The 24687-nt window shown below is 55.1% G+C and carries 26 protein-coding genes; 7 read left to right on the plus strand and 19 right to left on the minus strand.

Annotated features, from left to right (window positions below; translation table 11 throughout):
• Positions 1–12 precede the first annotated feature (12 nt).
• Both F8562_RS24495 and F8562_RS24500 read left to right on the plus strand, forming a co-directional pair.
• On the plus strand, positions 13–264 hold the full coding sequence (locus tag F8562_RS24495; protein WP_004853570.1) for an acyl carrier protein: 252 nt from the start codon (positions 13–15) through the stop codon (positions 262–264).
• Between the two features lies 1 nt (position 265).
• Complete coding sequence (locus F8562_RS24500) at positions 266–997, plus strand: SDR family NAD(P)-dependent oxidoreductase (RefSeq protein ID WP_014839345.1); 732 nt, start codon at positions 266–268, stop codon at positions 995–997.
• 25 nt (positions 998–1022) lie between these two features.
• Here F8562_RS24500 and F8562_RS24505 read toward each other — a convergent pair whose 3' ends face one another.
• From F8562_RS24505 to F8562_RS24515, 3 genes are read right to left on the minus strand one after another with little or no spacing between them, the layout of a single operon-like run.
• Positions 1023–2219: an HD domain-containing protein gene (locus F8562_RS24505; protein WP_223239320.1), complete on the minus strand. Its 1197-nt coding sequence runs from the start codon at positions 2217–2219 to the stop codon at positions 1023–1025.
• 38 nt (positions 2220–2257) lie between these two features.
• Positions 2258–2743 carry a hypothetical protein gene (locus F8562_RS24510; RefSeq protein WP_014839344.1) on the minus strand — a complete coding sequence of 162 codons (486 nt, stop codon included), beginning with the start codon at positions 2741–2743 and terminating at the stop codon, positions 2258–2260.
• The gene (locus F8562_RS24515; protein ID WP_014226561.1) at positions 2736–3476 is read right to left on the minus strand and encodes a winged helix-turn-helix domain-containing protein; all 741 of its coding nucleotides are present in this window, start codon (positions 3474–3476) and stop codon (positions 2736–2738) included. The genes F8562_RS24510 and F8562_RS24515 overlap by 8 nt, the downstream gene beginning before the upstream one ends.
• A 171-nt stretch (positions 3477–3647) precedes the next feature.
• On the opposite strand from F8562_RS24515, the gene F8562_RS24520 reads away from it, so the two are divergent.
• Positions 3648–3959 carry a FaeA/PapI family transcriptional regulator gene (locus tag F8562_RS24520; RefSeq protein WP_014226560.1) on the plus strand — a complete coding sequence of 104 codons (312 nt, stop codon included), beginning with the start codon at positions 3648–3650 and terminating at the stop codon, positions 3957–3959.
• Positions 3960–4250: 291 nt separating this feature from the next.
• Here F8562_RS24520 and F8562_RS24525 read toward each other — a convergent pair whose 3' ends face one another.
• Positions 4251–4487, minus strand: a complete 237-nt coding sequence (locus F8562_RS24525; RefSeq protein ID WP_124235043.1) for a hypothetical protein — start codon at positions 4485–4487, stop codon at positions 4251–4253.
• Positions 4488–4926: 439 nt separating this feature from the next.
• Between F8562_RS24525 and fucO the strand changes: the two genes are divergently transcribed.
• Positions 4927–6078 (plus strand): lactaldehyde reductase, encoded by a 1152-nt coding sequence (fucO, locus tag F8562_RS24530; protein WP_014226559.1) that lies wholly within the window; start codon positions 4927–4929, stop codon positions 6076–6078.
• Positions 6079–6151: 73 nt separating this feature from the next.
• Here the strand turns inward: fucO and F8562_RS24535 are convergent, their stop codons facing one another.
• The 4 genes from F8562_RS24535 to F8562_RS24550 all read right to left on the minus strand — a co-directional run bounded on the left by F8562_RS24535 (position 6152) and on the right by F8562_RS24550 (position 10238).
• Complete coding sequence (locus tag F8562_RS24535; protein ID WP_014226558.1) at positions 6152–6868, minus strand: FadR/GntR family transcriptional regulator; 717 nt, start codon at positions 6866–6868, stop codon at positions 6152–6154.
• An 88-nt stretch (positions 6869–6956) separates the two neighbouring features.
• On the minus strand, positions 6957–8006 hold the full coding sequence (gene idnD, locus F8562_RS24540) for an L-idonate 5-dehydrogenase (protein WP_014839339.1): 1050 nt from the start codon (positions 8004–8006) through the stop codon (positions 6957–6959).
• Positions 8007–8013: 7 nt separating this feature from the next.
• On the minus strand, positions 8014–9378 hold the full coding sequence (locus tag F8562_RS24545) for an MFS transporter (RefSeq protein WP_042934152.1): 1365 nt from the start codon (positions 9376–9378) through the stop codon (positions 8014–8016).
• A gap of 92 nt (positions 9379–9470) precedes the next feature.
• Positions 9471–10238 carry an SDR family oxidoreductase gene (locus tag F8562_RS24550; RefSeq protein ID WP_014226555.1) on the minus strand — a complete coding sequence of 256 codons (768 nt, stop codon included), beginning with the start codon at positions 10236–10238 and terminating at the stop codon, positions 9471–9473.
• Between the two features lie 338 nt (positions 10239–10576).
• On the opposite strand from F8562_RS24550, the gene F8562_RS24555 reads away from it, so the two are divergent.
• A complete protein-coding gene (locus F8562_RS24555) occupies positions 10577–11830 on the plus strand; it encodes an enolase C-terminal domain-like protein (protein ID WP_014839337.1) in 1254 nt (417 codons plus the stop codon).
• A gap of 191 nt (positions 11831–12021) precedes the next feature.
• Here F8562_RS24555 and F8562_RS24560 read toward each other — a convergent pair whose 3' ends face one another.
• From F8562_RS24560 to F8562_RS24580, 5 genes are all read right to left on the minus strand, one after another.
• Positions 12022–12801, minus strand: a complete 780-nt coding sequence (locus tag F8562_RS24560) for a heme ABC transporter ATP-binding protein (protein WP_014839336.1) — start codon at positions 12799–12801, stop codon at positions 12022–12024.
• Entirely contained in the window at positions 12794–13789 is a 996-nt protein-coding gene (locus F8562_RS24565) for a FecCD family ABC transporter permease (RefSeq protein ID WP_085520485.1), read from the minus strand. The genes F8562_RS24560 and F8562_RS24565 overlap by 8 nt, the downstream gene beginning before the upstream one ends.
• A complete protein-coding gene (locus tag F8562_RS24570; protein ID WP_014839334.1) occupies positions 13789–14607 on the minus strand; it encodes a heme/hemin ABC transporter substrate-binding protein in 819 nt (272 codons plus the stop codon). Before F8562_RS24570 ends, F8562_RS24565 begins: the two co-directional genes overlap by 1 nt.
• Positions 14604–15644 (minus strand): hemin-degrading factor, encoded by a 1041-nt coding sequence (locus F8562_RS24575; protein ID WP_014839333.1) that lies wholly within the window; start codon positions 15642–15644, stop codon positions 14604–14606. The genes F8562_RS24570 and F8562_RS24575 overlap by 4 nt, the downstream gene beginning before the upstream one ends.
• Before the next feature lie 71 nt (positions 15645–15715).
• Entirely contained in the window at positions 15716–18085 is a 2370-nt protein-coding gene (locus tag F8562_RS24580) for a TonB-dependent receptor domain-containing protein (RefSeq protein WP_014839332.1), read from the minus strand.
• Positions 18086–18300: 215 nt separating this feature from the next.
• Here F8562_RS24580 and F8562_RS24585 point away from each other — a divergent pair, with 215 nt between their 5' ends.
• Positions 18301–18585: a SelT/SelW/SelH family protein gene (locus F8562_RS24585; RefSeq protein ID WP_004853555.1), complete on the plus strand. Its 285-nt coding sequence runs from the start codon at positions 18301–18303 to the stop codon at positions 18583–18585.
• A 75-nt stretch (positions 18586–18660) separates the two neighbouring features.
• Complete coding sequence (locus F8562_RS24590) at positions 18661–19011, plus strand: nitrous oxide-stimulated promoter family protein (RefSeq protein WP_014226548.1); 351 nt, start codon at positions 18661–18663, stop codon at positions 19009–19011.
• Positions 19012–19076: 65 nt separating this feature from the next.
• On the opposite strand, the gene sitD is transcribed toward F8562_RS24590, so the two are convergent.
• From sitD to F8562_RS24620, 6 genes are all read right to left on the minus strand, one after another.
• The gene (gene sitD, locus F8562_RS24595; protein ID WP_014839330.1) at positions 19077–19931 is read right to left on the minus strand and encodes an iron/manganese ABC transporter permease subunit SitD; all 855 of its coding nucleotides are present in this window, start codon (positions 19929–19931) and stop codon (positions 19077–19079) included.
• On the minus strand, positions 19925–20773 hold the full coding sequence (gene sitC, locus F8562_RS24600) for an iron/manganese ABC transporter permease subunit SitC (RefSeq protein ID WP_014226546.1): 849 nt from the start codon (positions 20771–20773) through the stop codon (positions 19925–19927). Before sitC ends, sitD begins: the two co-directional genes overlap by 7 nt.
• The gene (locus F8562_RS24605; RefSeq protein WP_014226545.1) at positions 20770–21591 is read right to left on the minus strand and encodes a manganese/iron ABC transporter ATP-binding protein; all 822 of its coding nucleotides are present in this window, start codon (positions 21589–21591) and stop codon (positions 20770–20772) included. Before F8562_RS24605 ends, sitC begins: the two co-directional genes overlap by 4 nt.
• The gene (locus tag F8562_RS24610) at positions 21588–22505 is read right to left on the minus strand and encodes a metal ABC transporter substrate-binding protein (RefSeq protein WP_014226544.1); all 918 of its coding nucleotides are present in this window, start codon (positions 22503–22505) and stop codon (positions 21588–21590) included. Before F8562_RS24610 ends, F8562_RS24605 begins: the two co-directional genes overlap by 4 nt.
• Positions 22506–22683: 178 nt before the next feature.
• Positions 22684–23646 (minus strand): LacI family DNA-binding transcriptional regulator, encoded by a 963-nt coding sequence (locus tag F8562_RS24615; protein WP_004124158.1) that lies wholly within the window; start codon positions 23644–23646, stop codon positions 22684–22686.
• 56 nt (positions 23647–23702) lie between these two features.
• Entirely contained in the window at positions 23703–24617 is a 915-nt protein-coding gene (locus tag F8562_RS24620; RefSeq protein WP_151891950.1) for an ROK family protein, read from the minus strand.
• Positions 24618–24687 lie beyond the last annotated feature (70 nt).

Consider the following 24687-nt stretch of genomic DNA (forward strand, 5'->3'; position numbering starts at 1 on the left):
TAAGGATAATTTATGACTGCCTATGATGAAGTTCTGCAAAAAGTATGTGAAATGATTTGCGATGCGAAAGACCTGGAACCGGATGAGATTGATGAGAATACGCCGCTGGTTCGACTGAAATTAGATAGCCTGGACTACGTCGAGCTCATGGTGCTGGCAAAACGTGAATTCAATATCACCCTGGAGGCGGACTGGTTTATTCACAATCCGGGGATCACCCTGGGCGAACTGTGTCAGCACATCAGCAAAGAGTCAGGTAACTGATATGACGCAACAATGGATATTAGTGACCGGCGGCAGCCGCGGTATCGGCCGGGCGCTGGTCACCGGCCTGGCGCAAAGCCGGAACGTGGTCTTTACCGGCCGCGATGAGGCTGCGATTAACGCCACCCGGGCGGCGAGCGAAAACTCCGCCCACCGGGTGCAGGGATACGTCTGCGACGGCAACGACGCGTCGCGGGTTGAACAGCTTGCGCAGGCGCTACTGGCCGAGCGGGGGGCGCCGGAAGCGATTATTCACAATGCCGGGATAGCTCGCGATGGCCTGCATATTCATCAGGACGCCGCGCTCTGGCGCGAAGTGTTGGACACCAATGTGATCGCGATGATGAACTGGAACCGGGTGCTGCTGCCGGCGATGCTCACGCAGCGGCGGGGCTCCATCGTGATGATGTCGTCGGTCAGCGCGTTAAAGGGCAACGTGGGGCAGACGGCGTACGCCGCGAGTAAAGCGGCGATGAGCGGTATTGCGCGCTCGCTGGCGCTGGAGGTCGGGCGTTTCGGCATTCGGGTTAACTGCCTGGCGCCGGGCCTGATCCGTACGGAGATGCTGGAAGAGATACCCGCGCAAAAATTAAAAGAGATGCGCCAGGCGATACCGCTACGCCGATTGGGCGAAACGGATGATGTGCTGCAGGCGGTGGCGTTTTTAATCGGTGAGGGGAGCCAGTATATGACCGGGCAAACCCTGGTTCTGGACGGCGGATTGAGCGCCTGAGTCTGTGATTAGGCCGGGTTAGCCTCTAAAGGGAATGCGTGAGTTGCGCAATGCGATTCATTAACGCCTGTATTTCGCCAGCGGTTGCACGATAGACCTGGATAATTTGTGGGGAATATTGGGCAATCAGGGATAACATAAACGGGGGAATTTCCTCTCCCGGGTTATTTTTTATTAACTGCGCCAGCGACTTCTCTTCCGCTTTCGGTCTATTTAGCGCATGGACCACCCGTCGGCTCACCGCGATAAGCACGGCTTCTGGCGTAAGGATTTCCTCGGGTAATTGAAGCGGCGCGGGGCCATTTTGCATGGCCATCCACTCAGAAATATCATCAATACCTTCAATAGGATAAAGCGTGTGCCGGGCGTTGTCTGACGCACCAACGCGTTTTGACGGCGGGCTATGATCCAGACAGGAAATATTATGCAGTAACCCGCCAATTTCTACTTTCAGCGCTTGCGTCGCGCTCATTTCTATTTTTGTCGCCAGATAACCGGCAATGTGCCCGACGGCGGCGGAGTGCCAGGGCGTCTGCTGACTGAATTGATCGATAATAAAAGAGACCAGCTCAGCAATATCGCGGAGGTTGTGTAAAGAGAGGGTGTCGTTATGAACGCCGGAGATCGCGTTAATGTAATCGCGATAGTCGGTGGATGCCATGACAGACCAGAAATGGTCATCGGCGGAGAGCGTTCTGAAGGCCTGAATATACTCCTGTTTATAAAAAATATTAGCTCCGGCAGCAACGATGTCGACCAGCTTGTTGCTTAAAAAGGCGCTATGGTCGGTACGGTGCTCGCAATAAAGTACATCCAGCCGGTCAGCGAAGAAGAGCAGATGGCTCTCTTCGGGTACCCGCTCACCTTCAATATAACGCCCCAGACCGTTACGCCAGCGGGTGTGATGATAGCGAACGATTCTGTTGAGCGGGCGAAACAGCGGAATTCGGCTAAGCAACTCGCTGCCGATTAGCGCGTGATTATTATGTTCATTATCGATGTAGTTGAGCGGCTCAAGGCGCGACTTTTCATTTAATCCGCCGACATCATGAATAAGAGCGGCGAGAATGGTTTTACGCCGCTGGGCCGCAGAAAAATTGACTAAATTTGCCAGATGCGATGCGATAAACGCCGTTCTGACATGGTGCAGATTTAGCCGTGGGTTAATCATATCAATGATATTAGCGATGCTGGCTAACGTCGGTAGTAAATGTATCGTCATGATATCTTTATAATTAAAATTAATGAGATGAATCTCAATCAATGATTGTTTTTTTGACGCTGGCAACCATATTGTGGGAACGTTTGGTTACCGAATAAAATAGTATCATCATTAACGCGATTGATATAGATGATTCTATCATTTGTTTGGTTGCCAAAGAGGATTTTTTGCGCGATGTTATCAGGCGTATTATCACCGTTGTGGCGAGTGGTTTGCGAATCAGAAATATAAAAAAGATGACCCGCAGCGGCGCTTTTTTTTAATGTGATGGAGAGGGTGCGCGAGACAATGTATTTATCTCCCGCGCTGGTGAGCAATCCCTCAAGGTTGATTATAAGATGATGGTTGGAAAACTCAGCGGATAGCAAGCCCTGGGAGCGGAGAACATTCTCATTTATTTCCTCTGTAAGATCGTATTGTGATTTACAGGAGAAAGCGTCATGGCTGTTGAAACAAATGTACAGGATGGTAGCTAATGCCAGCGTTAGCGTACAGGCCAGCGCGATAAAAGCGTATTTACGCATTTTTTATTTCCTTATAGTAGTAACTGTGGCACTGCTGGTACTTCATATCGCATTTGAGTATGAATATATCCATATAAATACCTAAGTCCTGTTCCTGATTTAATTGTCGGTTGAAAAGATAAATTTTCTTGGGTGTAGAACAATCGAGCCCCGAGGGGAACAGCTTTTTATTTCTGAGTATTTCCCCCGCGCGTAGCGCTCCTGCGCCATAAAAAATACATTTATCCTGAGTAAAAATCGCTGTAGGGGACTGTTTTTGATGGGTAAAAAACTGTGAAAGCAGCATCAAAGCTATCACCAACGGGATAAATAAAATGGCGACTTTGCGGTGTTGCCACAGCAAACTACGTCTGGGAAGTTCTGGGGCCAGCGTCGGGAGAGTGAAAGAGGAGGAGTAATCATTGTCGCTGGTGATAATGACTTCCTCAGAAATTTTAAAGCCAATTCGCGGTACCGTAATAATCACATTTTTCTCAACGCCCAGATCCGCAAGGCTGCGACGCAGCGTTGAGATGTATTGATTCAGGTTGCTATTAGAAGGTCTGGCGCCATATTTTTCAAACACCGACTGAAAAATGTCAACGCGAGAGATAATATCCCCACGGTATTGTAACAGATTGGTCAGGAGGCGAGTGGAAGTAGCAGAGAGTTCAATACAATCACCGGTCAACAGATTGACCAGGGATGCTTCCTCAGTATCAAATGTAATAAATCCCTCTATATCGAACCGCATTTTTATCTCCGCACGGAATTAAAAATTCACTCTTTATATCAGGGTTTTTATCATAAAAAAAAGTGAATTTCAGATAAATGTACTGTTTAAGTTGAAATTTAAAGCTAATGTTGCCGTTTTCGTAGGGTCAATCCATACTGCCGTGTACTTAATGACAGAAGGAGCTGACTCATGAAGATTTCATTTTCGTCCTGTACACCGCATTCGCATCAAAATTCTGTAACCGCAGTTGAGAATTTACGAGTATTGATGAATTCAATGGGCATCAATAAATTCGCCGGGGTAATCGTACCAGAGCAGGAGTATATTCTTTATGTATTAAAAGAACATGAACCTGAAGGGTTACTTACTCGTGAGTTAGCGGACAAGTGCGAAATGTCAATTTATAAAGTCAGACATTTACTGCTGCCGTTGGAGAAGTATGGTCAGGTGATTAGAATAAAAATTAATAAGCATCATAAATGGTATTTTTATAATAAATAATATATGTCAAGGGCCATATTAACAAGAGGTAATGTTGTTTGCAATAAAGATAGAGATCTTGACTGTTTTTTTTATGTTTTTAGATTTTTAACAATTAATATCTCGCAAATGATAGAGAATATTCTTAATAATGAGAGCTCGCGACTCTTAAGAAAAAGATGTTTTGCTATCGACAGGCCGATAAGCAATTATGAATAATGACAGATAATTCTTATTAGAGGTTTTTAATCGATAGCCAACGGCCTGGGATGGCCGCTTTGTTGAGGAAATGATGCTTTTGTTTCTAAAGTGTTAAGTCGACGATATGACCATCTGATGCACTTGATGTTGGCGGGCGGCGAGATAAGGAGACGGATAAGAAAGAGGTATAGAGAATAATCGAAGGCAGTTTCTAACGTGCGCCGGCTTAAGCGTCATGAGTCCCTCCTGTTTCTGTTGTGCTTCTGCAGAGATATCTTTTTGGCTATACGAATGCGTATCGGCAGTAAATGATAAAATAATGTGATCCAGTTCAATAATATCCATCATGAGATAATATCTTTCTCAGGTCTATACCCAAAATAATTCGAGTTGCTTAAAGGCGGCAAGGGAGTGACAAATTCGTCGGGAACGAATTTGACCAGCCGAAGGCTGGCCTCCGGTGAGAGGCAGGAGCCTCTCATTAGTCCCCAGGAGCATAGATAACTATGTGACTGGGGGGAATGAGCGTAGCCAGCACATAAGCAACTTGAAGTATGACGGGTATATATTACTGTTGGTGTCCCTGGGCGTCATTAAAGTTGATGCTCGCTGATGTCCAGTATGCTGGACAAATCTCATGGCTAATGTGCGATGGGTTAATTAACTGCAATAGCGTGCCGGGCAATTAGGGTGTTATTTGATATGAAATAATAAAATGGCCGCGCCAGTCACGTTACTGTAGGGCTAAATATTATGGTTATCAAACACTCGAATTGAGGGAGCACAAATGGCTTACAGAATGATTTTAAACGAAACCTCGTATTTTGGCCCAGGTTCGATTCGCTGTATCGTTGATGAAGTTAAAAAACGCGGCTTCAAAAAAGCGTTGGTGGTCACGGATAAGGATCTGATTCGTTTTAACGTCGCCACAAAAGTTTTTGCTATTCTCGACGAAGCCGGGCTGCCTTACAGCATTTTTGATGAAGTGGTCCCGAATCCCACGATTGAGGTTGTGCAGCAGGGCGTAGAGACGTTTAAACAGTCGGGCGCCGACTACCTGATCGCTATCGGCGGCGGCTCACCGCAGGATACCTGTAAGGCGATAGGCATCATCATTAATAACCCTGAGTTCGCCGACGTCCGCAGTCTTGAAGGCGGGGCGGAGACGAAAAACGCCGCCGTGCCGATGATTGCCATCCCAACCACCGCCGGTACGGCAGCCGAAGTCACCATCAACTACGTGATTACCGATGTACAGAATCGGCGCAAATTTGTTTGCTACGACCCGCACGATATCCCGGTAGTGGCGATCATCGATGCCGACATGATGAGCAGCATGCCGGCCAGCCTGAAGGCGGCGACCGGCGTCGACGCGCTAACCCATGCGATTGAAGGCTACATCACCAAAGGCGCATGGGAACTCACCGACATGCTGCATCTGAAGGCTATCGAGGTGATTGGCCGCTCGCTGCGTGCTTCCGTTCAGGGCGAGGCGCAGGGCGCGGAAGGGATGGCGCTGGGGCAGTATATTGCCGGAATGGGCTTCTCAAACGTTGGTCTGGGGCTGGTCCACGGTATGGCCCACCCGCTGGGCGCGTTCTACGGTACGCCGCACGGCGTGGCTAACGCGGTGCTGCTGCCGCATATCATGGCCTACAACGCCGAATATACTGGCGAAAAATATCGCGACATCGCGGTGGCCCTCGGCAACAAGCAGGCGTCAACTCTGCCGATTGCCGAAGCGCGTCAGGCAGCCATTGAGGCGGTGGCGCAGCTGAATCGCGACGTCAATATCCCGGCGCGCCTGCGCGATGTCGGTATGAAAGAAGAGGATATTGATGCCCTTGCGGCGGCGGCTCTGGCGGATGTGTGCACCGGCGGCAACCCGCGTGACACTAATCTGGAAGAGATTAAAGCGCTGTATCGGGCAATTTTCTAACGCACTATAAAACCGCCGTTGTCGGTAGCGATACCGGCAACGGAAAGTTGTAATAAGAGGGGAGGGCGATTAATCAATTGTTGCTGCTGGTTGAAGACTTAATTTTATCAATGGCGGTAACGTTCTCCGACATGGCTTCGTTAAGTACTTTCACTGCTGTACTGGCATCGCGATTTTTTATCGACATGTAGACTTTGATATGGGCTTCTACGCTCTCAAGGGTGATACCGAGCGCGCGATTCAGCTCCTCAAGATAATAGTAATAAATATCTTTTATTGAATTCATTACGTTATAAAAGACGCTGTTGTGTGAGGCCCTGACGATAGCCAGATGGAAAGCGTAGTCTGCCTCCGAATACTTTTTGTAGTCGCCTTTGTTAATCAGCATATTGTTGAGCGCCTGTTCGAGCTCAAGAATGTCCTCTTCCGTGGCATGAGTAACGGCCAGCTCCACGCATTTGAACTCCACGGTCTGGCGGAAGATCATCATATCGTGAAACTCTTCGCGGCTAAGATGCATGATGGGACGAGGATCGTTGCTCAGCATCTGCGGCGTAAAGTGATCGCTTACGTAGCTACCGCTCCCCTGACGAGTGACGACGATGCCGAGATCGCGAAAGCGCTGGACAGCGCTGCGCACGCTGACCCTGCTAACGTTAAAGGAAGCGGTCAGCTCCGCTTCAGACGGAAGGCGGCTACCCGGCGGCCAGCTCCCATCCAGCAGCTTTGCGCTGATCTGATCATAAATTTCATTTACAACGTTCTGTTTTTGAATGGATTTTATGCTCAAGATCGCTGTCCGGTAGAGTGCTGAGAATTGCAGCATTGTATAACATTCACTTTTAAGAACAAAGCGCCCGACCGGGCGCTTATCGCGGTTATTCAAAGCGAATGAGGACCTTAGCTGAGATATTTTTGTCCGCCGCGGTTATCAATGCCTGTTCAATGCTGTCAGGGGAGAATTCGGCGCTAATTAGCGGGCGCGGATTAATGCGGCCATCTTCGAGCCAGCGCACTGCGGTAGTAAATTCGTCAATAAACCGGAACGAGCCTACCAGATTAATTTCTTTGACCAGCATGGCAGAGACCGGCCAGGTTATCGGGCTTACGCCTATACCCACTTGTACAATCGTTCCGGTTGGGCGGGTGAAATCCACCGTTGATGCTATCGCCGCAGGTGCGCCGGAGGCTTCGAAGACTATGTCGAAGTAGCCTCTGTTTTGCTGATAATACGCGCTGCGCTTTTCATCCCGAGGATCCATCACTGCAGTGGCGCCCATCTGATGCGCCAGTTCCAGACACCGCGGGCTTAAATCGCAGGCCACCACATCAGAGGCGCCTGCGCTTTTGGCCGCTGCCAGAATCAGGCAGCCGATAGGGCCTGCCCCAATCACCAGTACACGTTTTCCAGCCAACTGGCCTGCCATTTTCACCGCGTGAATGGCAACGGCCAGAGGTTCGGAAAAAGCCATGACGTTGGCCGGCACCCGACTATCGTATGCAATACATTGTTCCGGCTTAACCGCTACGTATTCAGAAAAGCCGCCATTCACGTGCGGGTTAAACTGCGCGCTTCCCATAAAGCGCATTGAGCTACACATGTTTTGTTTGCCCGAAAGACACATCTCACATTGGTTACACGGGCAAGAGGGGTTGATAGCAACGGTTTGACCAACCTTTAACCCGCTCTCTGCCGGACATTTTTCCACCACGCCAACAAATTCATGGCCGATGACCATGGGGTGTTTCAAAATCGACATACCCGCGCGACCATGTTGATAATAGTGAATGTCTGAACCGCAGATCCCGCCGTAGGCCACTTTAACCAACACATCATGCTTGCCGTATTCAATATCGCGTGTTGCAAACCGCACGTCTTTTTCAGCATGTGCCAGACAGGCGTTACAGGTTATTTTCTCAGTGTTCATAATTACCTCAGGATTTATTATTTGTTGCCGGGTGCAATGCGTTATTATCGCGGCTATCTGGATTATCCTCTCCGGGTAAAATAACTTCTATTTTACCTACCAGAAAGATATAGGCCAGCAGACCCAGTCCGGCGACGGCGGCGATATACCACATGGCATATTGGAAATTTTGAGTGCGCTCAAGAATGATCCCGATAACAATCGGGCTGACGATCCCGGAAAGATTTCCGCATATATTTAAAAAACCGCCCATGGTTCCGAGGAAATTTCGCGGAATGACATCGCTCCACACTACCCAGCCTAAATTTGAAAAGGCATTGGCGAAAAAAGCAATGGAAAGTATCACAATAGCAATAATCGGCTGGTCTTCAAAAAAGTTAACTAAAGCAATAATCATTGTAACTAATAAACCAGCCATTACTGGTAATTTACGGGCAAAAGTTCTGGATTTTCCTTTTTTCAGCAGTAAATCACTGAGTGTGCCACCGCATAGCACTCCAAACATTGCCATAATATAAGGTAGCATGGCGCCAACCCCTGCTTTTGATATGGAAAGGTGCAGCCCTTTTTCCAGATAAACAATAAACCAGGTGAGAAAAAAATAGAGCGTTGAGGAACAGGCAAACTGCGTAATGAACAGGCCCCAGACGGTCTTCCGGCAGAGGAAGAATTTAATATCCTGCCAGCCAATTTTTGTACTGACGGCGGATTGGTTCTCTGAGCCATAGCCGCCTCCAGCCTTGATGTAATCAAGCTCTGCCTGATTCACCGTAGTGCTGTGCTGCGGGTCGCGATAATATATCAGCCAGTATATGCCAAACAGTATTCCCGCGCCGCCGGATAAATAGAATGACATTTCCCAACCATAATTGGCGACGATAAAAGACAACGCTGGAGTCAGTAGAGCCAGACCAATATATTGTGCGCTGGAGTATATGGCGGTAGCTCTTGCTCGTTCATGATCCGGAAACCAGGTAGCAATAATTTTTGTATTAGAGGGGAATGACGGTGCTTCGGCGACACCAATTAACGCCCGGCAAGCTAATAGCATGACGAAGGATGCCGTCGCTGTCGAGAAAAGATGGTGGGATGAAAAGCCCATCATAAAAGTAAATACGCTCCATAAAATAATAGCGCCACCGTACAGAATGCGGGAGCCTATTCTGTCAAGAATATAGCCTACGGGGATCTGGCTAGCTGCATATGCCCAGGTGAACATAGAAAAAAGTAAACCGAGCTGCGTCGGTGTTAAACTAAAGTCATCCTGGATATTTGAGCCTGCGACTGCAAGATTGGCGCGATCCATATAGTTAATAGCGGTGACAATAAATAACAATGTGAGAATAAAGAGTCGTGATCTTGAAGCCTTCATAATTATACCTGTGTGATATCGGCAGACCCGTATAGTAAATATTCAGGCACGCCGAAAATTTTAAAGGCAAAAATGCTGAATGCACCGCGATATTACAGAACCGCCAACCAGCCGCCGTCGACGTAAATAATCTGTCCGTTGATATAATCTGAGGCTTTCGAGGACAAGAAAACCGCAGTACCAATCAATTCTTCCGGGCGGCCCCAGCGCTGCGATGGGTTGCTGTTTTTCACCCAGCTATCAAACTGCTTATCTTCGATAAGGGCGGTATTCATATCGGTCAAAATATACCCTGGACCAATGGCGTTGCTCTGTATATTGAACTGTGCCCACTCCGCCGCCATGGAGCAGGTGAGCATTTTGATCCCCCCTTTTGCCGCCGTGTAGGGAGCGACGGTAGGCCGTGCAGCCTGGCTGGTTAGCGAACCAATATTGACAATTTTACCGCCGGACCGGCGGGCGATCATTCGTTTTGCCGCGGCGCGCGAGACCAGAAATGCGCTGGTCAGGTTGGTATCAATCACTTTTTGCCAGTTTTCCAGCTCCAGCTCTACCATCGGCTTGCGGTATTGAATCCCAGCGTTGTTTATCAAAATATCCACGTGAATGCCCTGTGCATCCAGTTTGCTAAAGGCTTTCTCAATCGCATCTTCGCTGGTGACGTCGAACGCCGCGCCGTGCGCGCTGTAGCCTTTACTTGCCAACACATCGACCGACTCTGCCAGCAGCGTTTCGCGAATATCGTTCAGTATCACTCTGGCGCCTGCCACGGCGAGGCCTTCCGCATAGGCAAACCCCAGACCGCGCGCCGAACCGGTGACCAGAGCCGTTTTTCCCGTTAAATCGAATAATGCGCTCATTTTTATTTCCTCGCTTAATTTTACTTGTATGACGACTGTCTTATTTAAGCTTGATTTTTTGGTGAGGCAAAAGCAATAAGCTAAAAATAAATTTGCAATATAGATCACAAACACAACTCCTGTTTAAATGAGGTGTTTTATATAACTTATTGTATATATTGTTTTTTTAATCTTTTTTGTTTGCTGGCATGATCGCGATCACAGAAATAAAGATTGAGGTTACGAGCCGCTAATCGTCGTGTTATAACAACGCAAAGTTGTAGGACAACTTACAAATGTGGCGATGATATTCGCTTACAGCATGGCAGGCAGTTAATTCTGTGAACTGAGGAGTTAAAGTGAGTAACCTGAAAATCACCAACGTGAAAACGATTCTGACGGCGCCCGGCGGCATTGATCTGGCGGTTGTGAAGGTCGAAACCAACGAGCCAGGCCTGTATGGCTTGGGCTGTGCGACGTTTACCCAGCGAATCTTCGCCGTGAAAAGCGCTATAGATGAATACATGGCGCCTTTTCTCATTGGCAAAGATCCCACGCGAATTGAAGATATCTGGCAGTCTGGCGCGGTCAGCGGCTACTGGCGCAGCGGACCGATTATGAACAACGCGCTATCCGGTGTGGATATGGCGCTGTGGGATATTAAAGGTAAGCTGGCGGGCATGCCGGTGTATGATTTGTTAGGTGGTAAATGCCGCGACGGCATTCCGCTGTATTGCCATACCGATGGCGGGGACGAAGTTGAAGTCGAGGACAATATCCGCGCCAGAATGGAAGAGGGATACCAGTACGTACGCTGTCAGATGGGGATGTACGGCGGCGCGGGTACCGACGATCTTAAGCTTATTGCGACCCAGCTGGCGCGGGCGAAAAATATCCAACCGAAGCGTTCCCCGCGCAGCAAAACGCCGGGAATCTATTTTGACCCGGACGCTTATGCTAAAAGCGTTCCTCGCCTGTTTGACCATCTGCGCAACAAGCTGGGATTCGGTATTGAGTTCATTCATGACGTGCATGAGCGCGTGACGCCGGTAACCGCAATTCATCTCGCCAAAACGCTTGAACAATATCAGCTCTTCTACCTTGAAGATCCTGTCGCCCCGGAAAATATCGACTGGCTTAAAATGCTCCGCCAGCAGGCCTCCACGCCGATCTCTATGGGGGAGCTGTTTGTGAATGTGAATGAGTGGAAACCCTTAATCGACAATAAGCTGATCGATTATATCCGCTGCCACGTCAGCACTATCGGCGGGATTACGCCAGCTAAGAAACTGGCGGTGTATAGCGAGTTTAACGGTGTGCGCACCGCATGGCATGGGCCTGGTGATATCTCACCGGTTGGGGTTTGCGCGAACATGCACCTTGATCTTAGCTCGCCCAACTTCGGTATTCAGGAGTACACGCCGATGAATGATGCCTTGCGCGATGTCTTCCCGGGATGCCCGGAGATAGACCACGGTTATGCCTACCTAAATAATAAACCGGGTCTGGGAATTGACCTTGATGAGGCCAAAGCGGCGAAGTATCCGTGCGAAGGTGGCATTCCGTCATGGACGATGGCGCGGACGCCGGATGGCACGGCTTCAAGACCGTAACCGGCTAATCACGAACGGAACGGACGTCAATGCCTTACTGACAACGTGCGCCCTTATGGAGTCCTCCGGGCGCGGCTGACGCCTTCGCCGGGCTACATACCGCACGAATTATAGCCCGACTAAGCGCAGCGCGAGCCGGGAAAGGATTATTGGCTGGCATCGGGCTATTCTGGCGCAACACTGCTATCAGTTCACGGCGCCAGATAGACCTGTGGAACGGCCGCATCGGGATGTTCACCCATGCTGACCTCCGCGCCGTACCAGCGGCTGATAATCGGCTGCTGGATCACCTCCTGCGGCGTGCCCTCGGCTACCAGCTTCCCCTGATACAGCAGCAGAATCCGGTCGGCCCACAGCGCCGCGAGGTTCAGGTCGTGCAGCACTATGCAGACGTGCAGCCGGCTGCTGCGGGTCAGGCGTTTGAGCAGGCGCAGCAGGTGCTGCTGGTAATAGAGATCCAGCGCCGAAGTGGGCTCATCGAGAAACAGCCAGCCCTCGGGGGCGCCATCGCGCCACAGCTGTGCCAGACAGCGGGCCAGCTGCACCCGCTGCTGTTCGCCGCCGGAGAGGGAAGGGTAGCGTCTCCCGGCCAGATGATCGCAGCCGGTCTCTTCCATCACCCGGCGGATCATCTCCTCATTTGCTACGCCGCCCCACGGCGAACGGCCCATGGCGATAACCGTCTCAACCGGCCAGTCGGCGTGAAGCTGGGTACGCTGCAGCATCACCGCCCGCCGGCGGGAAAGCGTTTCTGCCGACCAGCTCTCCAGCGGACGGCCTTCCACCACCCGTTCGCCACCGTCGGGCGTTAAATAACCGGTCAACAGGCGCAGCAGGGTTGATTTACCGGCGCCGTTGGGGCCAATCAATGCCGTCATCCCACCGCCGCAGAGCTGGAGCGAAACATCATGAATAATCTGCCGGTTACCCAGACGCAGCGACAGCGAACGCGCGCTATAGCGGTTATCCATGGGGCTCTTTCTCCCGACGAAAAATCAGCCACAGAAACCACGGCGCGCCGAGTACGCTGGTCAACAGCCCGACCGGCATCTCGGCGGGGGCGGCAACGGTACGCGCCAGCGTGTCGGCCAGCAGCAGTAACATCGCGCCGCACAGCAGCGAACCGGGGACCAGGCCGCGATGGTCCGGCCCCAGCCACATCCGCATCAAATGCGGCACGACCAGACCGATAAAGCCGATAATGCCGCTGATAGCCACCGCCGACGCCACCAGCAATGCGCTGCACAGCAGCAGTAGCCGCTGCAGGGCGCGAACGTTGACGCCGAGGTAGTGCGCCTCTTCATCGCCCAGCTGCAGCAGGTTAAGCCGTGAAGCCATCGCCCACACCACGAGAGAGGCCGGGATCATCAGCGTGGCCGCCACCAGCAGCGTCGACCATTCCGCCTGCCCGAGGCTGCCCATCCCCCAAAGCGAAAGCTGGCGCAGCTGGGTATCGTTGCTGATCCACGCCAGTACCCCGACCAGCGCGCCGCACAGGGCGTTAATGGCGATGCCGACCAGCAGCAGGCGCGAAAGCGAGGCGTCTCCCGCCCGGCTGAGGATAAAAATCACCACCATCACCGCCATGCTGCCGATAAACGCCGCCAGCATCGGGGCGTACAGCGCCACGAGCAGCGGCACCGACAGAGGCAGCACCAGCCAGCAGGCGACCGCCAGCGCCGCGCCGCCGCTGATCCCTAACAGCCCCGGATCGGCGAGGGGGTTGCGAAACAGCCCCTGCATCACGCAGCCGGAGAGCGCCAGCGCGGCGCCGACCAGCAGCGCCAGCAGCACTCGCGGCAAACGAATGGTCAGCCAGATGTTTCTCAGGATCTCATCGCCGGAGGGCAGCAGGCTGGCCAACGGCAGACGCATGGCGCCCAGGGTCGTGGCGAGCAGCGTCAGGACAATCAGCAGCAGCGTCATTAACCACAGATGACGGGCAGGGTGGGAGCGCATCAGGGCAGCTGCTCCGCTTTTTGCCGCAGCGCGAGCACCGCCTGCGGGGTGCGCGGACCAAAGCCGAGCAGGGCCATATCATCTATCACCAGTACCTGCTTATGGCGTCCCGCAGGCGTCTGCGCCAGCCCCGGTAGCTTCCAGAGCCCGGCTTCGCCGCCCATGCCTTTCAGCCCATCGGCGGAGATCACCACCAGGTCCGGTTTACTGGCGATAACGCCCTCCTGCGACATGCTGCGATAATGGTCGAAGTTCTGCATGGCATTTTGCAGCCCGGCCGCCCTGATTGCGCCATCCGCCGCGGTTTGTTTCCCGGCCACCATGGTATTCATGCCGCCGTGGCTGAGAATAAACAGCACCCGCTTGTTCACGGGCTGCGACGGAATTTGCGCGATCTGCTGATGAATCTTCTGGCGCAGGGCGTTACCTTCGCTCTGCTTACCAAGGGCGTCGGCAATCACGCCAATTTTTGCCTCGATTGCCGGCAGGTCGTAGCCGCCCGGGACGTTGATCACCTTAACCTTATTCTCTTCAACCTTTTTCAGCACCAGCGAGGGCTGCGCCTGGGCGCTGGCCAGCACCAGCGTCGGCCGCAGGGAGAGGATCCCCTCGGCGTTCAGCTGGCGGATATAGCCCACATCCGGCAGGCTCTGCGCGGCGGCAGGCCAGGTGCTGGTACTGTCTTTTGCCACCAGCTGCCGCTGGGCATCGAGGGCGTAAACTACCTCCGTGACGTCGCCGCCGAGTGACACAATCCGCTCGGCGGCGGCGCTGGCCAACAGCGGAAACGCCGCAAGTAATATCAGCCAGCGCTTCATGCGAGTAGACCTTCGGTGGTCAAACGATCGACCTGCGCACGCCACTGCGCCTGCTCCGGGTGGCCTTCGCTGCGTTGACCGAACAGCTGTGCGATCTGCGTGCCGTCTTTGGCAAACAGCTCGACGCTGGTGACGTGGCCGTCAGAGGTCGGTTTGCGGGTCACCCAGATCTCATCCACGCTCTCCTCGCGCAGATGCAGGGTAAACGTGGGGTTGAAGATATTCAGCCAGCCGCGCATCGGGGCGACCTTCTCCAGCGCGCCGGTGAAGATCTGCACGCAGCCGCGGTTGCCGACAAAAATCATGATCTCGTTGCCATCCTGGCGGATGGTTTCCAGCAGGCCCGGCAGCGTCTGGGTGTCAATCCGGCAGGCGAGGTCGTCGCTGACCAGACGGAAAGCCTGCTGGCGCGACAGGCTATATTTTCTCAGCAGGCCGAAGAACTGGTGAACGTCGGTCATGGCCCGCCATTCATTTTCCAGCGCCGCCGCGTCGGCGGAGTCGGCATATTTCAGCGGTTCGGCCGGGCGAATCGCCAGCGGGGCAGGCGATTGCTGCGTATGCCCGGCAATCAGCGCATCCCAGGCCGCCATGTCGGTATTGCCGGTGGTGTAAACCTTGAGCAACGCGTCGCCGTGCGGATCGAAGAACTGGATGCTCTGGCGGCCGTTGTCGTTCAGGCGAAAAGCGCTGGCCCACTGGCTGAGAAACAGGCGCAGATCGAGGGCGCGCGGATTAAGCACCAGCCCGGCGTGGCCGCTCAGATGCTGATGGGTAAATTCGCCGACCTGCTCATGCACCGCGTATTCGTTGCGGCAGATGCATTTGGTTTCCCCCACGGTTTCCAGCGCCGTCAGAATGGCGCGGGCGTCGTCCTGCAGACGTACGGCATCGTAGCCCAGGCGGGCTTCGGTCAGCTCGGCTTCGCTAATCCCCATTTCGGCGGCGATATCGCGGGCGTATTTCGCGGAGGATTGCGCTTTCGTGGTCAGATAGCGCTGCCACAGCGGGGTATGTTGCGGTTGGGTGTTTTGCATAATTCACATCCTTCTCTACGATGAGTTTCCCCGGCGCGCGGCCGGGGAGCAGGTTTCTTATTATTGGCCGGTCAGAAATCGACGTTCACGCCCAGCTGCCAGGTGCGGCCAGGCATCACCGCCAGCGCTCTGTCGTTGGCTTCCTGGTTCGTCGCCGTTTCGATATTGCGGCTGCTCAGATAATCCCAGTATTTACGATCGGTAATGTTGTATACGCCGCCGTTCACGCGCACATTCTTCGCGACCTGCCAGTACGCGGTCCAGTCCAGCATGCCGTAGCCCGGAACGCGCATATATTCGCTGGTCGAATCGGTAATCGCGGAGCCGGAGTTGGTATAGCTTTCGCGGTTGGTGGCGGTGGCGCGCTTGCCCTTAACAAAGGTGGCGGTCAGCGCGGTGCCGTACACTTTTGCCGGATCGTCCCACGCCACGCCGACGATGGCCTTCATTGGTGCGACACTATCGAGGTCGACGTACTTATCGCCGCTGTAGCTGGATTTCGATTGCCCTTCACTATAGCCGTAAGCGAGGGTGGCGCTCAGGCCGTTAACCTCTTCAAACCAGGTGCCAAAGTTGAATTTAGCGCTGATTTCGCCGCCGTAGATGTACGCTTTATCGCGGTTTTCCGCCTGGTAAATGGTGTAGATGTTCGACGGTACGTTAGTGAACTGCGTCGGATTATTGGCGCGGGTGTAGCGGGTATAGGCGATAAAGTTCTTATAGGTGTTGTAGAACAGCGCGGTGCGCATGGTGATGCCTTCCGCCACTTCGCCCTTCATCCCCCACTCAACGTTATCGCTGGTTTCGGTTTTCAGATCGGTGTTGCCGATCAGCGCATACTGGGCGCGTCCGGCGTAGCTGGAGCCGAGGTTCCACGAACCGTACAGCTGGCTGGCGTTCGGGAACTGCGCGCCGCGCTGATACTGCAGATAAGTCATCAGGCGCGGGGTGATATCGTACTGCAAGACCAGCGACGGCAGCGCCTGGGTATCAGCGTTCTTACCGTACAGATTTGACACGTCGGAACCGGTCAGCACGCTGCTGTTGTTGGCCAAATCGGAGACGTTTTCCGGTTTGGTCGACTGATGCATCACGCGAATGCCCGGGATAACCGCAAAGTTATGGCCGTCGAGGTCGAAGTTAATTTTGTCCTGCAGGAAGCCGGCGACGATATAGCCGCGGCTGTCGGCGTCCGGCTGCATAATCTGGCTATAGGCGCTCGGGGTTGGCGACTGGGTTAACGGCCGCTGGGTTTTCGTCGTGCTGGCATTAAAACCGGCGCTCAGATCGTGGCGGCCTATCGATTTCGCCAGCGCGCTCTGAATCCCCCAGGTGTCGGTATCGTAGTCGGAGCTCACCGTTTGCATCGCGCGGGTGACGCTGTCCGGCATATATGTCCAGTCATGGGCCTCGGTATGCTGGTAGTAGACTTTGGTCGATACGCTGTCGATATAGTCGTTCATCGGCGTCCAGTCGTCTTTCAGGCTCAGGCCCCAGCGGCGGGTCTGGCTGGTCTGGTTTGACGTACCGATAACGCTGTTGCCGCTGGAGTCCCAGGCGTCGTAATGCGTGTGGTTCGTTTTATGGTAATAATCGAAGGTGCTGGTGAACTTATGTTCGTCATTCGGCTGCCAGATCCCGGAGGCCATAAAGGCGTCCGAGTGCCAGTTTGCTGGATAGGAATCAACGGTCCCGCTGTTATTTTCCGTCTCCTGACCGTCGCGACGGCTGTAGACGAAGATCCCGCGCAGGGTCTCGTCGCCGCCGGCAATGGTGACGCCGTTGTGCCAGCTGCGATCGGACGAGTCGTAGCCGCTGCGGTAGCCGAAGGCGCTGGTTTTGCCCGGATGCAGGTAGTCATCCGCGGATTTCGGGCGGAAAGAGACGTTGCCGCCGATGGCGCTGTTAGCGGTTTCCGTTGATGTCGCCCCGGACTGAATATCGATGCTGCCGTACATATAGGGGTCAATATAGTCGCGGCCCATACCGAAGGTATTAAGGCCCGCGCGGCTGGCGTAGCTGCGCCCGGTGGCGTTCGGCTGGGCGATGCCGTCGACATCGATCCCGACGCGGTTGCTCTCCATGCCGCGTATGTTGTAGCCGGTATAGCCGCCGCGGTCGAAGCCGCTTTTGCCGTTGCCGGAACCGCCGCTGGCGCCGGTGGCGCTAATGAGCGGCTCGTAGCGCATGATCGAGCCAAAGTCGTTGGCCCCTTTATCCTGCAGCTCCTGAGCGCCGATCGAATGTTCGCTGCCCGCTTTCAGCAACGGCGCCGGCGCGGTAACGGTCATCCGTTCCGAGCTGTCATCAGTCGATGCGCTGCTGGTGGTTTTCGAGGTGGTATCAGCCGCCCCGGCGGAAGTCTGATAAATTGCTGTAAGCAAAGAAGTCACCAGCAGGCTTTTCTTGAACCATGCTGTTGATTGAGTGGAGTTATACATAGTAGCCACGCCTTAATCATTATTAGTATTGGCTCACGCGTTACTTCCAGAGTGCAGGTGTGTCCCGTTATTCCGTTACTGGACGTTTTTTCTCCATGCTTGTTGATTGCGAATGGTAATGATAGGTATTATCGTTTGCAACAAAATAATCATGTATTCTTCAATTAATCTGCAAGTTGTTTACAATTTGCCCTTTTACCGACAGCGAGAAGCCGATGAGCCATAAAGCCGCGATTACCATCACCTACTGTTCGCAGTGCAACTGGATGCTGCGCGCCAGCTGGATGGCACAGGAACTGCTGCACAGCTTTAGCACCGATATCGCTTCGGTCACGCTGGTTCCGGGAACCGGCGGGATCTTCGTGGTGGCCGTTGATGATGTGCAAATCTGGGAGCGCAAGCAGGATGGCGGTTTCCCCGACGCGGCGGAGCTCAAGCGCCGGGTGCGCGATGTGTGCTTCCCGGAAAAACCGCTGGGGCACGTGGATAAACCGGCATAATCCTCAGGGAGTATGGGGCTGCATCGTCCTCTCTGAATGTGTATTATGAATGCATCTTTATCGGGGGAACAGGTGATGGCGGGCAAACGTATTGCGCGGGAAAAAAAGACCATTAGCAGCATGATTGCGCTCTACCAGCGCCGCTGCCCGGATGCCCGCGACGACGCCGAACACTATCAGGCGCTCAACGGCTATGCCGACAAGCGGCTGGATAAGTGCGTATTTGGCGAAGAAAAGCCCGCCTGCAAGCAGTGCCCGGTGCACTGCTATCAGCCCGCGAAACGCGAAGAGATGAAGCAGATTATGCGCTGGGCGGGGCCGCGGATGCTCTGGCGGCACCCGATCCTGACGATTCGCCACCTGATCGATGACAAACGCCCGGTGCCGGAGTTACCGGAAAAGTATCGGCCCAAAAAGCCGCAATAAACTCCCCGGCTCGCGCTGCGCTTAGCCGGGCTACAATTCGTGCGGTCTGTAGCCCGGGTAAGGCGTCAGCCGCGACCCGGGGCTTCGCCGGAACGAGCCGTGGTCTGACTATCGCGAACCGACGTCCAGACAAACGTGATAACGAACAGGACGGTAAACAGCACCACAATGGTCGGCGCCGGGGCGCTGTCGAGATAAAACGACAGCCACACGCCGCCCAGCGAACAGCTTAACGCTATCGCCACCGCCAGCAGCAGGGCGCTGACAAAACGTCGCGTCAGCAGCAGAGCGATCGCCCCCGGCGCTATCAGCAGCGAAATCGACAAAATGATCCCCACCGCTTTCAGCGTCGCCACGATGGTCAGCGCAATCATGCACAGCAGCCCATAATGCAGCAGCCCGCAGCGCAATCCGCTGGCCTTCGCCTGCTGCGGATCAAAGGCGTGCAGCAGAAAATCACGCCACTTAAGCCCGATTATCAGCGCAATCGCCAGCGCGATCAGCGACGTTTGCGCAATATCGCTGGCGGAAATACCCAGCATGTCGCCAAACAGAATATGATCGAGATGGACCTCCGACTGAATCGACACGTACAGCACCAGGCCCGCGCCAAACATCCCGGAAAAGACGATGCCCATGATCGTATCGCGCTTAATGCGGCTGTTATCGTCGAGATAACCGGTGGCGATGGCGCAGAACAACCCGGCGATAAACGCGCCGATGGCGAAGGGGATACCGAGGATATACGCCACCACCACGCCCGGAAAAACCGCGTGGCTCATGGCATCGCCCATCAGCGCCCAGCCCTTGAGCACCAAAAACACCGACAGCAGCGCGCAGGGGACGGCAACGATCGCCGCCACCAGCATGGCGTTGACCATAAAGGAGAACTGGAAAGGTTCAATCAGCGCGCTCAGCATGAGGCCTCCCTGGCGCGGCGACGGCTGGCGAGCAGGCCGTGCTTCGGCGCGAAAACAAAAGCGGCTAAAAACAGCAGCGTCTGGGCGACGACGATAATCCCGCCGGTCGCCCCGTCCAGATAGTAGCTCAGCCACGCGCCGAAAAAGCTGGTCAGGCTGCCAATCGCGACGGCAATCGCCAGCAGGCGCGGGAAGCGGTCGGTCAACAGCCAGGCGGTGGCCCCGGGCGTCACCACCAGGCAAATCACCAGAAACGCGCCGACGGTCTGCAGCGCCGCCACGGTACAGGCCGCCAGCAGGGTAAAGAACAGCAGCTTCAGCGCGGTGGTATTCAGGCCAATGGAACGAGCGTGGTTCTCATCGAAAAAGGTCACCATCAGGTCTTTCCACTTCAGCAGCAGAATCGCCATCGAAATAGAGCCAATCGCCGCCAGCTGGATAATATCCTCCGGGGCGATGGCCAGAATATTGCCGAGAATAATGGTCTGGATATTCACCGAAGTGGGGTTCAGCGACACCATAAACAGGCCAATACCGAAAAAAGAGGAGAAGATCAGGCCGATAATCGCGTCTTCCTTCAGCTTCGAACGCTGGTTAAGAAACAGCATGCTGCCCGCCGCCAGGCCGCCGGAAAGAAACGCCCCCAGCGCGAAGGGCAGACCGAGCATATAAGCGCCCGCCACGCCGGGCACGATGGAGTGGGAGAGGGCGTCGCCAATCAGCGACCAGCCTTTAAGCATCAGGTAGCAGGAGAGAAACGCGCACACCCCGCCCACCAGCGCCGAGACCCACATCGCGTTCAGCATATAGTGATAACCAAACGGCTCCAGTAGCCAGCTCATCTTTCGCCTCCCGCCGCCCGACGGCTGATAAACGGCCGCTCATCGTCGGTGATAATCCGCTCTTCCGCGCCGCTCAGCACCACGTGGCGCAGCACGCCGCTAAACGCCAGTTCGAGGTTTTCGGCGGTAAAGGTGCTTTCCGTCGGGCCGCTGGCCAGCACGGTGCCTTTGACCATCACCGTGTAGTCGCAGAACTCGCTTACCGAGCCGAGGTTATGGGTGGAAACCAGCATGGTGCAGCCTTCGTCGCGCAGTTCCCGCAGCAGCTCGATGATGCGCGCTTCGGTCTGCACGTCGACGCCGGTAAAGGGTTCATCCAGCAGAATGACTTTTCCCTGCTGAGCGATAGCGCGGGCCAGAAACACGCGCTTTTTCTGCCCGCCGGAGAGTTCGCCGATCTGGCGGTGGCGGTACTCGCTCATGCCGACCCGCGCCAGGGCGGCGTCGACAATCTCATGGTCGCGCGGTTTGGCCCGCCGTAGCCAGCCCATATGGCCATAGCGCCCCATCATCACCACATCTTCCACCAGCACCGGGAAGGACCAGTCCACCTCTTCCGCCTGCGGAACGTAGGCGACGAGGTTCTGCCGCAGGGCGCGATTAACCGGCTGACCGAGAATCGCAATATCGCCTTTTCCGACGCGCACAAAGCCCATCAGCGCTTTAAACAGCGTCGATTTTCCCGAGCCGTTCACCCCGACCAGCGCCGCGATGGCGCTGCGTGGGACGCTAAACGAAGCATCGCGCAGCGCGGTATGACCGTTGCGGTAGGTGACGCTGACGTTGTTGACCGCGAGGCCCGGCAGCTCGTGACTCATGCCTGTTTCCTTAGTCCGTCGTTGATGCCCTGGACGATGGTTTGGGTGGTGACGCGCAGCAGGTCGAGATAGGTCGGCACCGGGCCATCGGCGGCGCTCAGAGAGTCGACGTACAGGACGCCGCCGTAGTGGGCGCCGGCCTCCCGGGCCACCTGACGCGCCGGTTTATCAGAGATGGTGCTTTCGCTAAAGATAGTCGGGATCCGCTCTTTCTTCATGGTGTCGATGGTTTTGCGCACCTGCTGCGGGGTGCCCTGCTGGTCGGCGTTTATCGGCCACAGATAGCGCTCCTGGAGGCCGTTATCGCGGGCCAGATAGGAGAACGCGCCCTCGCTGGTCACCAGCCAGCGCTTATCCTGCGGCAGCTTCGCCAGTTCCGCCTTCAGCGGCGCCATGGTCTGGCGGATCTTCTCTTTGTAGGCTTCGGCGTTGTGGCGATAGGCATCGGCGTTCGCAGGATCGTATTTCACCAGCGCGTCGCGAATATTATCGACGTAGATCAGCGCATTGTCCGCCGACATCCACGCGTGCGGGTTAGGTTTGCCGTTATACGGCCCTTCGCTGATGCCCATCGGCTGAATGCCGTTGCTGACCACCACTTCCGGTACGCCGTTTAAGTGCTGATAAAAGCGGGCGAACCACAGTTCAAGGTTCAGGCCGTTGGCGAGGATCAGCTGCGCGCCCTGCGCGCGTTTGATATCCCCGGGGGTCGGCTGATATTCATGGATCTCGGCCCCCGGTTTGGTGATGGAGCTGACGTCGGCGGCGTCGCCCGCGACGTTTTGCGCCATATCGGCGATCACCGTGAAGGTGGTAATCACTTTAAATTTCTCTTTTGCCTGGACGGGGGCGACGGCCAGCAGCGCCAGCGTGGCGGCAAACATCAGATGCTTCAGGGGGGGCAGGTGCAGCATAAGGTCCCTCACAACGTTGCGGTTAATTAATCATCATTTATAGCCATTGCTATGTTATATAGCACAAGCTATTTATAAATGAAAATAATTCTTATTTAGATGTGAGGCGAATGATTAGCGTGCGAACCCGCGGCGGGAGAGGAAAAGGCCCGGCCACGCGGAAGGCCGGACGCTGAAATCAGGAGAGATCGGCCACCGACTGGCGGGGGATCAGGCGGCCCGCCAGCGTGCGCCCTTCAGGAGAGAAGGTGGGGCGCTCGTCTATCAGGTTGCGGATACGCTGCAGGCAGTTTTCCATCAGCTGCTCCAGCGGCCAGGAGATACAGGTCAGCGGCGGATTGAGCAGCGAGGCGAGGGGAGAATCTTCCAGGCTCAGCAGCGAGACCTCCTGCGGTACGGCAACGTTGAACTCGCGCAGCAGGCGCATCGCTTCGGCGGCGTAGCGGTCCCGTTTCACGATAATCACCGAGTATTTGCTGAAGCTGTTAATCAGCGTCAGCAGCGCCTGTTCAACGTTATCGTTGGCCGCCAGCATCAGCTGCCGGTTAAAAGGGATGGAGTAGTTTTGCAGGACGTTGCGATAGCCTTCGAGCATCTGGCGGCTGGCGTCATCGCTGTCGTTATCAACGAGCAGCGCGATATTGCGATGGCCCTTGCCGATCACGTAGCGGCAGGCGCTTTCGGTGGCAAAAGCGTAGTCGTAGCCCTGATTATTGACCCCGGCAATGCTGAAGCGGTCAAAGGAGATCACGTTGCGCGGCGCATCCGCCGGGACGGCGCCGAGCACCACCACCGCCACGCACTGGCGCTGTAAATCGTCGACGACCGCCGCCTGTTCCGCCGCATCCGTGACGTACTGAACAATCAGGTTTTTATTCAGCCCCTTCAGCGCTAGCGAGAGCATCGGCAGCAGGCGCGCGCCGCTGCTATCATCGTTCGCCGGGATCACCAGCCCCACGTGATTGGATGTCTGACTGGCGAGGTTTTGCGCGGCAAAGCTCGGGCGGTAGTTAAGTTCCTCTACCGCGCGCAGCACCGCTTCCCGGCTCTCTTCGCGCACGCCCCGCGTGCCGGTCAGCACGCGGGATACCGTCGCTCGGGAGACATTCGCTAATCTTGAAACATCATCAATGGTTGGCATGGCATTTTCTGTCTGAATATTTTCGCCTAGCTTAGCATACCTGCTGAAAAAAGTGTCTACCGCCGACCGGCTTCAGCGTCGGCCAGAACCGGCAGCCAGGCCGCGCCGCGCACGCCGCTGGCGTCGCCGAAGCGGGCCTGTTTGATCTGCGTTCGGCAGCTGTCGGAAAAGAGATACGGGACAATCGCCGACGGCAGCTGCTCATAGATTTGCCCGACGTTGGAGAGCCCGCCGCCCAGTACAATCACCTGCGGATAGAGGATATTGATTACCGACGCCAGGCTACGGCCGAAAGCGTCAATAAAATGCCGCCAGTGGGCCAGCGCCTGCGGTTCGCCGTTTTGCGCGGCGGCGATAATCGCTTCCGCAGGCGCCTGCTCGCCGTAGCGGCGGGCAAAGCCGGTACCGGAGATAAAGCTTTCGATGCAGTTCTCTTTGCCGCAGTAGCAGGGCTGCGCCGGGCCGTCGCGCTCGGGGCAATAGCCCGGCAGAGGATTGTGTCCCCATTCGCCAGCGATGGCGTTAGGCCCGCTGAGCAGCCGTTGGTTCACCGCGACGCCGCCGCCGCAGCCGGTACCGATGATAACGCCGAATACGGTCGTTGCCCCCGCGCCCGCGCCGTCTACCGCCTCAGAGAGGGTGAAGCAGTCGGCATCGTTCGCCATCCATACCGGTTGACCGAGCTCCCGCATCAGGTCATGACGCAGGTCGTGGCCGTTGAGCACCAGACAGTTACAGTTTTTAATCAGGCCGCTTTGCGGGTCGATAGCCCCCGGCAGGCCGATACCGAGAGTAAACGGCCGTTCGCTCCAGTCGCGGACGGTCGCAATCAGTCCGAGCAGCTGCTGCATAAACGCCTGATAGCTCTCTTTATGCGTCGGACGGCGCTGGCGATAGACGCACTCGCCCGCCGCGTTGAGCAGGACGGCTTCCATTTTGGTGCCGCCAATGTCTAAACCCAGATGTAGCATGGTTGTCCTTAATTGTGGTCGACGGTTTCCCGGGGCGCTACGCGTGCAGTCCAGGTAGCCCGGCTAAGCG

This window comes from Klebsiella sp. RCJ4 (genome assembly GCF_009025755.1).
Classification (GTDB): Bacteria; Pseudomonadota; Gammaproteobacteria; order Enterobacterales; family Enterobacteriaceae; genus Klebsiella; species Klebsiella michiganensis.

What these genes read in the sequence shown, in the direction of transcription:
- F8562_RS24495 (WP_004853570.1), top strand. Translation starts at nt 13, where the DNA reads ATGACTGCCTATGATGAAGTTCTGCAAAAAGTATGTGAAATGATTTGC.
- F8562_RS24500 (WP_014839345.1), top strand. Translation starts at nt 266, where the DNA reads ATGACGCAACAATGGATATTAGTGACCGGCGGCAGCCGCGGTATCGGC.
- F8562_RS24505 (WP_223239320.1), bottom strand. Translation starts at nt 2,219, where the DNA reads ATGACGATACATTTACTACCGACGTTAGCCAGCATCGCTAATATCATT.
- F8562_RS24510 (WP_014839344.1), bottom strand. Translation starts at nt 2,743, where the DNA reads ATGCGTAAATACGCTTTTATCGCGCTGGCCTGTACGCTAACGCTGGCA.
- F8562_RS24515 (WP_014226561.1), bottom strand. Translation starts at nt 3,476, where the DNA reads ATGCGGTTCGATATAGAGGGATTTATTACATTTGATACTGAGGAAGCA.
- F8562_RS24520 (WP_014226560.1), top strand. Translation starts at nt 3,648, where the DNA reads ATGAAGATTTCATTTTCGTCCTGTACACCGCATTCGCATCAAAATTCT.
- F8562_RS24525 (WP_124235043.1), bottom strand. Translation starts at nt 4,487, where the DNA reads ATGATGGATATTATTGAACTGGATCACATTATTTTATCATTTACTGCC.
- fucO (WP_014226559.1), top strand. Translation starts at nt 4,927, where the DNA reads ATGGCTTACAGAATGATTTTAAACGAAACCTCGTATTTTGGCCCAGGT.
- idnD (WP_014839339.1), bottom strand. Translation starts at nt 8,006, where the DNA reads ATGAACACTGAGAAAATAACCTGTAACGCCTGTCTGGCACATGCTGAA.
- F8562_RS24545 (WP_042934152.1), bottom strand. Translation starts at nt 9,378, where the DNA reads ATGAAGGCTTCAAGATCACGACTCTTTATTCTCACATTGTTATTTATT.
- F8562_RS24550 (WP_014226555.1), bottom strand. Translation starts at nt 10,238, where the DNA reads ATGAGCGCATTATTCGATTTAACGGGAAAAACGGCTCTGGTCACCGGT.
- F8562_RS24560 (WP_014839336.1), bottom strand. Translation starts at nt 12,801, where the DNA reads ATGGATAACCGCTATAGCGCGCGTTCGCTGTCGCTGCGTCTGGGTAAC.
- F8562_RS24565 (WP_085520485.1), bottom strand. Translation starts at nt 13,789, where the DNA reads ATGCGCTCCCACCCTGCCCGTCATCTGTGGTTAATGACGCTGCTGCTG.
- F8562_RS24570 (WP_014839334.1), bottom strand. Translation starts at nt 14,607, where the DNA reads ATGAAGCGCTGGCTGATATTACTTGCGGCGTTTCCGCTGTTGGCCAGC.
- F8562_RS24575 (WP_014839333.1), bottom strand. Translation starts at nt 15,644, where the DNA reads ATGCAAAACACCCAACCGCAACATACCCCGCTGTGGCAGCGCTATCTG.
- F8562_RS24580 (WP_014839332.1), bottom strand. Translation starts at nt 18,085, where the DNA reads ATGTATAACTCCACTCAATCAACAGCATGGTTCAAGAAAAGCCTGCTG.
- F8562_RS24585 (WP_004853555.1), top strand. Translation starts at nt 18,301, where the DNA reads ATGAGCCATAAAGCCGCGATTACCATCACCTACTGTTCGCAGTGCAAC.
- F8562_RS24590 (WP_014226548.1), top strand. Translation starts at nt 18,661, where the DNA reads ATGGCGGGCAAACGTATTGCGCGGGAAAAAAAGACCATTAGCAGCATG.
- sitD (WP_014839330.1), bottom strand. Translation starts at nt 19,931, where the DNA reads ATGCTGAGCGCGCTGATTGAACCTTTCCAGTTCTCCTTTATGGTCAAC.
- sitC (WP_014226546.1), bottom strand. Translation starts at nt 20,773, where the DNA reads ATGAGCTGGCTACTGGAGCCGTTTGGTTATCACTATATGCTGAACGCG.
- F8562_RS24605 (WP_014226545.1), bottom strand. Translation starts at nt 21,591, where the DNA reads ATGAGTCACGAGCTGCCGGGCCTCGCGGTCAACAACGTCAGCGTCACC.
- F8562_RS24610 (WP_014226544.1), bottom strand. Translation starts at nt 22,505, where the DNA reads ATGCTGCACCTGCCCCCCCTGAAGCATCTGATGTTTGCCGCCACGCTG.
- F8562_RS24615 (WP_004124158.1), bottom strand. Translation starts at nt 23,646, where the DNA reads ATGCCAACCATTGATGATGTTTCAAGATTAGCGAATGTCTCCCGAGCG.
- F8562_RS24620 (WP_151891950.1), bottom strand. Translation starts at nt 24,617, where the DNA reads ATGCTACATCTGGGTTTAGACATTGGCGGCACCAAAATGGAAGCCGTC.